The 10636-nt window shown below is 53.6% G+C and carries 17 protein-coding genes; 16 read left to right on the top strand and 1 reads right to left on the bottom strand.

Annotated features, from left to right (window positions below; translation table 11 throughout):
* The first annotated feature begins 1 nt into the window (after position 1).
* The 16 genes from GHC22_RS09920 to GHC22_RS09995 all read left to right on the top strand — a co-directional run bounded on the left by GHC22_RS09920 (position 2) and on the right by GHC22_RS09995 (position 10406).
* The gene (locus GHC22_RS09920; RefSeq protein ID WP_003826193.1) at positions 2 to 334 is read left to right on the top strand and encodes a head decoration protein; all 333 of its coding nucleotides are present in this window, start codon (positions 2 to 4) and stop codon (positions 332 to 334) included.
* A gap of 67 nt (positions 335 to 401) precedes the next feature.
* Positions 402 to 1427 carry a major capsid protein gene (locus tag GHC22_RS09925; protein WP_103284335.1) on the top strand — a complete coding sequence of 342 codons (1026 nt, stop codon included), beginning with the start codon at positions 402 to 404 and terminating at the stop codon, positions 1425 to 1427.
* 45 nt (positions 1428 to 1472) lie between these two features.
* The gene (gene gpFI, locus GHC22_RS09930) at positions 1473 to 1877 is read left to right on the top strand and encodes a DNA-packaging protein FI (protein ID WP_153752831.1); all 405 of its coding nucleotides are present in this window, start codon (positions 1473 to 1475) and stop codon (positions 1875 to 1877) included.
* Positions 1878 to 1888: 11 nt separating this feature from the next.
* Complete coding sequence (locus GHC22_RS09935) at positions 1889 to 2242, top strand: head-tail joining protein (protein WP_153752832.1); 354 nt, start codon at positions 1889 to 1891, stop codon at positions 2240 to 2242.
* Between the two features lie 9 nt (positions 2243 to 2251).
* Entirely contained in the window at positions 2252 to 2806 is a 555-nt protein-coding gene (locus GHC22_RS09940; RefSeq protein WP_048231665.1) for a phage tail protein, read from the top strand.
* A complete protein-coding gene (locus GHC22_RS09945) occupies positions 2803 to 3201 on the top strand; it encodes a phage minor tail U family protein (protein WP_003826202.1) in 399 nt (132 codons plus the stop codon). Before GHC22_RS09940 ends, GHC22_RS09945 begins: the two co-directional genes overlap by 4 nt.
* Before the next feature lie 7 nt (positions 3202 to 3208).
* A complete protein-coding gene (locus tag GHC22_RS09950) occupies positions 3209 to 3946 on the top strand; it encodes a phage tail tube protein (RefSeq protein ID WP_048231668.1) in 738 nt (245 codons plus the stop codon).
* A gap of 36 nt (positions 3947 to 3982) precedes the next feature.
* A complete protein-coding gene (gene gpG, locus GHC22_RS09955; RefSeq protein ID WP_008784480.1) occupies positions 3983 to 4390 on the top strand; it encodes a phage tail assembly chaperone G in 408 nt (135 codons plus the stop codon).
* A 50-nt stretch (positions 4391 to 4440) separates the two neighbouring features.
* On the top strand, positions 4441 to 4719 hold the full coding sequence (locus GHC22_RS09960; protein WP_008322441.1) for a phage tail assembly protein T: 279 nt from the start codon (positions 4441 to 4443) through the stop codon (positions 4717 to 4719).
* Positions 4697 to 7213 (top strand): phage tail tape measure protein, encoded by a 2517-nt coding sequence (locus GHC22_RS09965; protein WP_048231671.1) that lies wholly within the window; start codon positions 4697 to 4699, stop codon positions 7211 to 7213. The genes GHC22_RS09960 and GHC22_RS09965 overlap by 23 nt, the downstream gene beginning before the upstream one ends.
* Positions 7214 to 7216: 3 nt before the next feature.
* Positions 7217 to 7564 (top strand): phage tail protein, encoded by a 348-nt coding sequence (locus GHC22_RS09970; protein ID WP_008322439.1) that lies wholly within the window; start codon positions 7217 to 7219, stop codon positions 7562 to 7564.
* Complete coding sequence (locus GHC22_RS09975; RefSeq protein WP_153752833.1) at positions 7561 to 8319, top strand: phage minor tail protein L; 759 nt, start codon at positions 7561 to 7563, stop codon at positions 8317 to 8319. The genes GHC22_RS09970 and GHC22_RS09975 overlap by 4 nt, the downstream gene beginning before the upstream one ends.
* 1 nt (position 8320) lies before the next feature.
* Positions 8321 to 9031, top strand: a complete 711-nt coding sequence (locus GHC22_RS09980; protein ID WP_088902111.1) for a C40 family peptidase — start codon at positions 8321 to 8323, stop codon at positions 9029 to 9031.
* Positions 9032 to 9061: 30 nt separating this feature from the next.
* On the top strand, positions 9062 to 9397 hold the full coding sequence (locus GHC22_RS09985; RefSeq protein WP_008784485.1) for a hypothetical protein: 336 nt from the start codon (positions 9062 to 9064) through the stop codon (positions 9395 to 9397).
* A gap of 51 nt (positions 9398 to 9448) precedes the next feature.
* Positions 9449 to 10051 carry a tail assembly protein gene (locus GHC22_RS09990; protein ID WP_032941793.1) on the top strand — a complete coding sequence of 201 codons (603 nt, stop codon included), beginning with the start codon at positions 9449 to 9451 and terminating at the stop codon, positions 10049 to 10051.
* A gap of 37 nt (positions 10052 to 10088) precedes the next feature.
* Positions 10089 to 10406 (top strand): hypothetical protein, encoded by a 318-nt coding sequence (locus GHC22_RS09995; protein WP_008323352.1) that lies wholly within the window; start codon positions 10089 to 10091, stop codon positions 10404 to 10406.
* On the opposite strand, the gene GHC22_RS10000 is transcribed toward GHC22_RS09995, so the two are convergent.
* Positions 10375 to 10635 (bottom strand): hypothetical protein, encoded by a 261-nt coding sequence (locus GHC22_RS10000; protein WP_008323354.1) that lies wholly within the window; start codon positions 10633 to 10635, stop codon positions 10375 to 10377. The two genes, GHC22_RS09995 and GHC22_RS10000, sit on opposite strands and share 32 nt — an antisense overlap.
* Between the last annotated feature and the right edge of the window lies 1 nt (position 10636).

Here is a 10636-nt window from a genome sequence, read left to right on the forward strand (position 1 = left end):
CATGTCTAACACTGAACAATTTACGCACAATCAGCCCCTCGGGAACAGTGATCCGGCGCATACCGGTTTTGCACCTGGTGAACTGACGAAAGCAGTACCGGCGATGACACCCCTGATGCTGGATGCCACTTCCGGCAAGCTGACCGTCTGGGATGGCCAGCATGCTGGGGCTGCCTGTGGCGTTCTGGCGGTGTCTGCCGACCAGAGCAGCACTGAGCTGGCATTCTATAAGTCCGGCTCTTTCCGTATTGAAGATGTGCTCTGGCCGGATGCGGTGACGGATGAACACATCAAACGCAACGCATTCGCAGGTACAGCCATCAGTATCGTCTGACATCCGACTTAACACTAACCATCATCCACAGAAGCCGCCATCGCGGCTTTTTTTACGGGAAAAATCTATGTCAATTTACACAACGGCCCAACTGCTGGCGGTCAATGAGAAGAAATTCAAATTCGATCCGCTTTTCCTGCGTATCTTCTTCCGTGAAAGCTACCCCTTCAGCACCGAGAAGGTGTATCTGTCGCAAATCCCGGGCATGGTCAACATGGCGCTGTACGTCTCTCCTGTTATTTCCGGCAAGGTTATCCGCTCCCGCGGCGGCGCAACGTCAGAGTTTACGCCGGGTTACGTCAAACCCAAGCACGAGGTAAACCCACAGATGACGCTGCGTCGCCTGCCGGATGAAGATCCGCAAAATCTGGCTGACCCGGCCTACCGCCGCCGTCGCATTATCCTGCAGAACATGAAGGATGAGGAGCTGGCGATTGCCCAGGTGGAAGAGAAACAGGCGGTGGCTGCTGTCCTCAACGGTAAATACACCATGACCGGCGAAGCGTTTGAACCGGTTGAGGTGGATATGGGACGCAGTGCCGGAAACAACATCATCCAGGCAGGCGCTGCGGCATGGAGCACCCGCGACAAAGAAACCTATGACCCCACTGACGATATTGAAACCTATGCGCTGAACGCCAGCGGCGTGGTCAATATTATCGTCTTTGATCCGAAGGGCTGGGCGTTGTTCCGTTCATTCAAATCGGTAAAAGAGAAGCTCGACACCCGTCGCGGTTCTAACTCTGAACTGGAAACGGCCCTGAAGGATCTGGGTGAAGCGGTCTCCTATAAGGGAATGTATGGCGATGTGGCCATTGTCGTCTACTCCGGGCAATACATTGAAGACGATACCAAAAAGAACTACCTGCCGGATTTGAGCATGGTGCTGGGTAATACCCAGGCCCGCGGCTTGCGCACCTACGGCTGCATTCAGGATGTGGATGCCCAGCGTGAAGGCATTAACGCTTCCACGCGTTATCCGAAAAACTGGGTACAGACAGGCGATCCGGCGCGTGAGTTCACCATGATCCAGTCTGCACCACTGATGCTGCTGGCTGACCCGGATGCGTTCGTGTCTGTCAAACTCGCCTGATGTCCATTCTGTGGCCCTGCGGGGCCCTGTTCCGGAGTTGTTCTTATGACAGAAAAAGAAAAGTTGATTGCGCGGCTTAATGAGCTTGGCGCGCAGCTTGGTCGGGAAGTGAATACCAGTGGCACCATTCAGGAGCTCTCTATGCGCATTGCAGAGCTGGAGGAAGAACTGAATGACGGCACTGATACCGATAGTGTTGAAAATGGTGGCGTAAGTGATGGTAGTGCATCCACCGGCGCCGCAGAACCCGTGCCGCCAGTGGATACTGTGTTAAGCGGCAGAACAGATAGCGCGCTGATGGCCGTCGAAACGCTGACCACGCTGCACATTGAGGCGCTGCACGCGACCCGCGATGAACGGGTATCTATTGTGGAAGCGGGTACCGTGATCCGCGTGACACAAGCGGATGCGGACAGCCTGGTTGCACTCGGACTGGTCCGCGAGTACTAGCAGGGGGCTGTGTGGCTGATTTCGATAACCTTTTTGATGCTGCAATAACACAGGCCGATGACACTATTCGGCAGGTTATGGGGACTTATGCAACGGTAACGTCCGGCGCGATTTCTGGCGTCACGTTGAGTGGTGTTTTCGATGATCCGGAAAATATCGGTTACGCCACACCCGGCATCCGTGTCGAGGGGACCAGCCCGTCGTTGTTTGTGAAATCAGCAACGATTGGGCAGCTGGCGCGGCTGGACACGCTGGATATTAACGGAAAACCTTTCTGGGTTGATCGTATTGGTCCTGATGACTGTGGCTCCTGCCATATCTGGCTTGGTACGGGTTCTCCTCCCGCAGCGACCCGGCGCCGTTAAGGGAAAACTATGTCTTTAAAAGGGCTTGAACAGGCTATAGCAAACCTGAACAGCATCAGCAATACGGCGGTTCCGCGGGCCTCGGCGCAGGCTGTTAACCGTGTCGCCACCCGGGCAGTCAGCCGAAGCGTTGCAGTTGTCTCGAAAGATACGCGGGTGCCACGCAAGCTGGTAAAACAACGCGCGAGGATAAAACGCGCCACGGCGAAAAAGCCGATGGCAATGATCCGCGTGAACCGGGGCAACCTGCCCGCGATAAAGCTCGGTACCGCCAGCGTACGGTTATCCCGCAGAAAACGGGACAAAAACGGGGCCAATAGTGTGTTGCGTATTGGCCCTTTTCGTTTCCCCGGGGCCTTTATTCAACAACTGGAAAATGGTCGCTGGCATGTGATGCGACGGACATCCAGACCCCGCTATCCGATCGAAGTGGTCAGCATTCCACTGGCAGCGCCACTGACGACCGCATTTAAAGATGAGCTGCCGAAGCTCATGGAATCGGATATGCCTAAAGAACTTCGGGCATCCCTTAAAAACCAACTCAGGCTGATTCTGAAACGATGAAACACACTGATATTAGAAAGGCGATTATTGATGCGCTGGAGAGCCATATTGGTAAAGACGCACTCTATTTTGACGGACGTCCAGCGGTACTGGAGGAGGGGGATTTTCCGGCGGTCGCTGTCTTCCTGACGGATGCCGGGTATACCGGCGAAGAACTGGATGCTGATATCTGGCAGGCCACGCTGCATATCGAAATCTTTTTACCGGCGCAGGTACCCGATTCCGAGCTCGATGACTGGATGGAGTCACGTATTTATCCGGTGCTTGGCAATGTGCCAGGACTTTCCCTCCTGATCAATAACATGGTGCAGCAGGGATATGACTACCAGCGCGATGACGATCTTGGGCTCTGGAGTTCGGCTGATCTGAAATATTCCATTACTTACGAAATGTGAGGACGTAATGACTACACCAAACCCACTGGCGCCGGTAAAGGGTGCCACCACCACGCTCTGGATTTATTCCGGATCGGGTAACCCCTTCGCCAACCCATTATCGGATGTTGACTGGACGCGCCTGGCAAAGATTAAAGACCTGCAGCCCGGTGAACTGACTGCCGAATCAAACGACGACACCTATCTGGATGATGCGGATGCTGACTGGACGTCCACTTCACAGGGCCAGAAATCGGCGGGGGAGGCCAGTTTTACGCTGGCCTGGAAACCTGCCGAGAGCGGGCAGCAGGATCTGGTTCGCTGGTTTGATGACGGTACCGTGCTGGCGTACAAAATCAAATACCCGAATGGCACCATCGATGTGTTCCGTGGCTGGGTAAGCAGCCTGGGTAAAACGGTGACGGCAAAAGACACCATTACCCGTTCTGTCAAAATCAGCAACAACGGCAAACCTGGTCTTGCTGAAGACAGCGCTGCTGCAGTGATTGACGTAACCGGCGTCAGCCTGGATAAATCGACCACCACCGTTGCGGTTGCTGCCACCACCACGCTGAATGTCACCGTGGCGCCAGCCAGCGCAAGCGATCCATCTTTCCGGGCCACCACCACGGATGCAGGTAAAGCCACGGTGACTGTCGCCGGTACGGTGCTGACGGTAACCGGTATTGCAGCCGGAACCGCTGACATTATTGTGATGACTAACGACGGGCTGTTTGTCGCGACCTGTAAAGTCACCGTTGCCTGACTTCCGGGGCTGTGGCCCCGCTTTCTGGAGTAATCCATGTTTTTAAAAAGTGAGCCGTTCGAACGCAACGGCAAGACCGTCACGCTCTACGAACTGTCGGCGCTGCAGCGTATTGAGCATCTTGAACACCTGAAGACGCTGGAAAGTATCACCGATGCCGACATGCAGGCGGCGATGGATATGACGATTAAATCCGGCGCACTGCTGGTGGCCATGTCTTTATGGCATGGACATCCCCTGAAAGGGGCGCACAAAACGCCGAAAGAAGACGTTGAGCAGATCCAGAATGAAGTACTGATGACCTGGCCGCTGGAGATTGTTTCCGCAGCAGAGTACAGCGTGAAGCTGCTGTCCGGCATGGTGCCGCTGCAGGAAGCGAATGATCCAGAGGATGTTGCTGTGACTGAGCCGGTCAGTCTGGAAAAGTCCTCGCCAGCGAGCTGACATTCGTCCTGAAACTGGCGCGTGAATTTCGCCGCCCGGACTGGCGCGCCATGCTTGCTGGTATGTCGTCAACGGAATACGCCGACTGGCGAACGTTCTACCAGGACAATTTTTTTAATGATGTGCAACTGGATGCACATTTTTCCTCGCTGATGCATATCGTCATTACCGCGCTTGACCCCAAAACCACATCAACCCCTGCCAGCTTCAGCCTGCTTTCACCTTCTGCGGAGGATATTGCCGATGATGAACCTGGTGACGCTGTGCTGATGGCAAAGGCCGAGGGCATTTCAGGAGGTGTTCGCTATGGCCCAGACGGCAGTGGGTGACCTGGTCGTTAACCTTGACGTTAATTCGTCAAAGTTCAACGAGCAGATGGAGTATGTAAAAAGGCAGTTTAAGCAGACGGGTGACGCAGCGAATGACTCGGCGCTGAAGGTGCAGCAGTCATTTACCCGCCAGGAGAGCGCCGCGAAGAAGGCCGGCATTTCTGTAGGACAGTACAACGCGGCGATGCGTATGCTGCCTGCGCAGTTTACGGATATCGCCACCCAACTGGCCGGTGGACAGAGTCCGTGGCTTATCCTGCTGCAGCAGGGCGGTCAGGTGAAAGACTCCTTCGGCGGTATCATTCCGACCTTTCGGGCGCTGCTGGGCACCATATCGCCGGTGATGGTAGGTGTTGGCGCGCTGGCGGCCGCCACTGGCGCGGTGTTTTACGCCTGGTATCAGGGCTCGTCCACGCTGTCTGATTTCAACAAAACGCTGGTCCTGTCCGGTAACACTGCCGGGCTGACCTCAAACCGCATGCTGGTGCTGGCGAAATCCGGCGAGCAGGCGGGACTCACGTTTAACCAGACCAGCAGCGCGCTGACGGAGCTGGTCAACGCCGGAGTGCGTGCCGGTGCCCGGTTCGATGAGATGAGTCAGGCGGTAGCGAAATTTACCGATGCGTCGGGTGTGCCGGTCGATAAGGTGGCGGCGGCATTCGGCAAACTGACGAACGATCCGACCTCTGGTCTGATTGCCATGGCGCAGCAGTTCCACAACGTCACAGCGGAACAGATTGCTTATGTGGCGCAGCTGCAGCGTGCCGGGGATGAAGCCGGGGCACTGCAGGCCGCTAATGATGCGGCGACGAACGGTTTTCGTGAGCAGACAAAGAGCCTGCGCGACAATATGGGGTCGATTGAGTCTGCTGCCGACAGCCTGAAGCGTGCCTTTAAATCGATGTGGGATGCGGCGCTCGATATCGGGCGGCCTGACACCACGCAGGAGATGGTTGCCAAAGCGGAAGCGGCCTTTAAGCGGGCGGATGAAATCTGGAATCTGCGTAAAGGTGATGGTTATGTCAACGATGATGCGCGCGCCAGCTACTGGAACGATCGGGAATCTGCCCGCCTTGCACTGGAAATGGCGCAACAGCAGGCCAGTGTGGCAAAGGCAACTGAGGATAACGCCGCGCGCGAGGCGGTGATTGAATCTGACCGCCAGAAGTATGCCGCGCAGGCGCAGTCGAATTATGCAAAGACGCAAAGTGCGCTGGAGAAATACACCGATCGCCAGAACGAACTGAATAAGGCGCTGAAGGATGGGCGGATCCTCCAGGCGGACTACAACATCAACCTTGAAGCCGCCAAAAAAGAATACGACGACTCGCTGAAGAAACCTAAAAAGCCGTCAGCGGTGAAAACGCCAGCAGGCGTGAAAAGTATCGATACAGCCAGCGCGCAGACGCTGGAGCTGGAAGCGCAGCTACGCACGCTAGAGGAGCATAAGAGCATCACGGATACCATCAGCCAGCAGCGGCAGGAACTGTGGAAACAGCAATCCCGCTTTTCTGTACTGGAAGAGGCCGCTAAAAAGCGCGCGCTGACCGCTGATGAAAAGTCGGTGCTGGCGAACAAAGATGAGGTGCTGGCGCGGGCGGAGGTGAATGCCCGACTTGGCGATCAGATTGTTGCCCAGGAACGGTTGAACCGCCTGCAGGATAGCTCGCAGAAATACGTTACCCAGATTGGTGAGAAAACCAAAGCACTGGTGGCAGGTGGCAGCATGAGCAGCCGCGGTGCGCAGCGGCAAAATGAAGAGGCTCAGCTTCGGCAGGGCTGGATGAATGCCGGTGGCACAGATGCGGATCAGGGCTATCAGAATGAGCTGGGCGCGCTCAAGGAGTACTACGCCGCGCAGGATGAGTTGCGGGACGACTGGAAAGCGGGGGCAAAATCAGCCTGGGCTGACTACGCCGACTCTGCCAATGATGCGTATGGTTCAATGAAGTCTGCCGCTGCCGCTACGTTTGACGGCATCAGTCAGAACATGGCCGATATGCTGACAACCGGCAAAGGAAACTGGGCTGATTTTACCCGCTCGACGCTGTCGATGTTGACGCAAATCCTGATGAAACAGGCCATGGTTGGGCTTGTCGATTCGGCAACCTCCTGGCTCGGCTATGCCACAGGTGGATACACCGGCTCTGGTGGTAAGTATGAGCCAGCAGGTGTGGTGCACCGTGGCGAGTTTGTCTTTACGCAGGAGGCCACCAACCGAATAGGTGTCGGCAACCTTTATCGCATGATGCGCGGTTATGCGACTGGTGGTCTGGTCGGGGGGAGTGGCGGTGGCGTTGCTTCTCCTTTTGGTGTCAGCGTGTATGCACCGGTTTCGGTTACAACAGGCCAGGGAGATTCCGGTCAGCAGAAAGGAAACGGCGATGCGCTGGGGAAAGCCTATCAGCAGGTGATCAACAGTTCCATCAGGGAAGGTATCACCAGAGAAGTCCGGCCCGGTGGCATCATCTGGAATGCAACAAAACAGAGGTAAGTAATGGCGATCGAGCATTTTGCATGGCGGATTAAAGCATCCAGCCAGCCGACCCTGAAAAGTAAGGATACCGTCCGTACGGCGCAGTTTGGTGATGGCTATAAGCAGGTGTCAGGTGCCGGGATGAATGATGAAACGCTCAGTTATGAGTTTTCATTTACCGGCGAACCGCAAACCGTCCGGGATATTTATGCTTTCCTGCGGCGCCATAAGACGAAATCATTTTCGTTTACCCCACCAGGCGGTGATCTTGCGCTGTGGCGTGTTGAGGCAGACAGCCTGCAGCGCGTCACCAAAAGTAAAACGGTGGAAACCGTATCAGCCACCTTTGAACAGGCGTTTGCACCATGAGCTTAAACGCAGATTATCAGAAGCTGGAATCCGGAAACGATGTTCGTCTGATTGAGGTGGACGGTTCTTCCTTTGGTCTGACAGACGTCCTCCGCTTTCACAATTACAGCATTCCCCACACAGAAGCGGAAATCATCGCCGCTGGTGGGGATGAGTCCAAGCTTCCGGCGAAACCAATCTGGTGGCAGGGAAATGAATATGCCGCCTGGCCATATCAACTGGAAGGTCTGGAGAAATCAACCAGTGGGAGCAATGCAACGCCATCCCTGACGGTTGCGAACATCGAAAGCTCCATTTCTTCCCTGTGTCTTGCGTATGACGATCTGCTGCAGGCGAAAGTCACTATTCACGACACAAAAGAGAAATATCTCGATGCCATAAATTTCGCAGACGGCAACCCCACAGCAGACCCGACTCAGGAAAAGCTGCAGGTCTGGTATATCGACGGGAAAACGGGCGAGCTTGCCGGTGAAACCGTTGAATTTGTTCTGTCCAGCCCGATGGACCTGCAGGGGCAAATGATCCCGACGCGACAGCTTCATTCCCTGTGTACCTGGTGCATCCGGAATAAATATCGCTCAGGTGATGGATGTGACTATGCCGGAACGCGTTATTTCGACAAGCACAACAACCCGGTTAACGATCCGTCACTCGATGAATGTCCCGGTACGCTCACTGCGTGCAAGTTGAGGCATGGCGAGGGGAACGAGTTGCCGTTCGGTGGCTTCCCTGGCACATCCCTGATCAGGAGCTGATATGCGTCAGAAAATTATCGACGCCATTATGGCGCATGCTGCTGCTGAATATCCGCGTGAATGCTGCGGCGTAGTGGTGCAAAAAAGCAGGGTGCAGCGGTACATTCCCTGCCGTAATCTGGCAACCGATCCGACAGAGCATTTCCACCTGTCGCCGGAAGATTACGCCGCTGCCGAAGACTGGGGAACAGTGATTGCCATTGTCCACAGCCACCCGGATGCCACGACGCAGGCGAGCGAACTGGATAAGGCTCAGTGCGACGCTACACTGCTTCCGTGGCATATCGTCAGTTGGCCAGAAGGGGATTTACGCACCATTCAGCCGCGGGGCGAGCTGCCGCTACTGGAGCGCCCGTTTGTGCTCGGTCACTTCGATTGTTGGGGGCTGGTGATGAGCTATTTCCGGCAAACGCACGGCATTGAGCTGACGGATTACCGCGTGGATTATCCCTGGTGGGAAGACAGTTATCCCGAAAACTTCTACCACGATTGCTGGTATGAATGCGGATTCCGTGAATTCAGTGGTGCGCCGCAGCCAGGTGACATGGTGATCATGCAGGTCCAGGCTAATAAGTGGAACCATGCCGGGATCTTGCTCGAAGGTAATATGTTACTCCACCATCTTTATGGCCATTTGAGTCAGCGTGTGCCGTATGGGGGATACTGGCAGGAACGGACGATGAAGGTTCTACGGCATAAGTCTCTGTGCTAATCTTTTGCATTATCAAAAGGGGATAGGGATATGAAAAAAAACATATTATTGATTTCATTACTGGGTTTATTTGGTTGTAGTGCATCTTCCTTACAGGAAGGACAGCCTATTTATTCTGGTCATACCTCAAAGAGTGCTGCACAACTCAACAAATGCATGTCCCCTAAGTGGCAAGAACTGCATCCACAGGCTACAAGTATAGAAACTGAAACTGGATATAGAATATCAGCCGCTGATGATTTATTTGGTGTTCTTTCGATGGCTATTATTCAAGATGACACTGAGGGAGGGGCCGATGTGAAAGTCTATGCTGCAAATAAAGGTATCGGTGACCCGTGGGGAAAAATAGCGCGATCATGCATTTAATTTATTTCTGTTTGTCAAAGCCACGTTAGTGGCTTTTTTATTGGAGTAAATATGCAAGAAATAATGACTAGAATTGAACTGGGTGGCGCGTTAGGTAAAGTATTTGGTAGAACCCATGACAGACTAATACGAACAACAGCAGAGGCTATCAATGCATTATCAAAAACAATTTGTGGATTTGAACAATATTTAAATACGAGTAAAAATCGTGGTCTAACGTATGCTGTATTTAAAGGGAAAAGAAATATAGGAAAAGATGATTTAGGTTTTCCAGTTACAGGAGAGGTGATAAGAATTATCCCTGTTGTAATTGGCAGTAAAAAGGCAGGCCTACTTCAAACAGTTTTAGGGGCTGTACTTGTTGTTGTTGGTGCTTTGGGGGCTACTATCGGCCAAGCATGGGGCGGTGCAGCTTGGGGTCCTGCCGCTATGAAAATAGGCGCTGCAATGATGCTTGGTGGTGTTGTTCAAATGCTTTCGCCACAGCCAGCAGGACTTGCCAGCAAACAGGATGCCGAAAATCGGGCATCGTATGCATTCGGTGGTGTAACTAACACTGCTGCTCAGGGTAATCCAGTTCCGCTTCTATACGGACGCAGGCGTATTGGTGGGGCGATTATTTCTGCCGGAATTTATGTCGAAGATCAACAGTAAATTAATTAACTTATTAGCTGAGAGGCAGGAGAAAACTATGACTTTAGAAGAGCGCATGAGCATGCTTGAGGCAACCATCGCGAGCCTGCAGGTGGAGATAGCAGAGCTGCATAACCCGGCAATCGTCAATTCCGCCATTCAGAACGCACTACGGCCAGGTGGCGCTATTCATTCGACCATCACCGGTAATGGCTGGAGTTTGCGAGTAAAGGAGGGAAAGATTTCGCAGGGTGATGCAGGGGTTTTCGGTGGAACGGTAACAGCGGCCCCGAATGAGGCCGCTAAAACTCATGAAGAAATATTCAATGAAAAGCTCGATTTAATTATTTCTTTGATGCCACCTCTAAAACTTTAAGGATGCGCGTGAACGCATCAATTGTGTGCGGATCATTACGTGCAGCTGATTCTGGGATTTTTGCTTGCCCTGCCTGATAGTTTTTAGTCAGAGCATCGAGTGCGCCTGGCCGGGCAATGTCCAGTAATTTCACAATGTCCGATAGAATCAGGCCAGTTGCAATTTCATGCGTAAGCAGCTTTTGTTTAAGCTCTGCCACTTCTTTTTCCAGTTCTAACATCGAACCCATT

It is taken from the genome of Citrobacter sp. H12-3-2 (assembly GCF_009649895.1).
Taxonomy (GTDB): Bacteria; Pseudomonadota; Gammaproteobacteria; order Enterobacterales; family Enterobacteriaceae; genus Citrobacter; species Citrobacter portucalensis.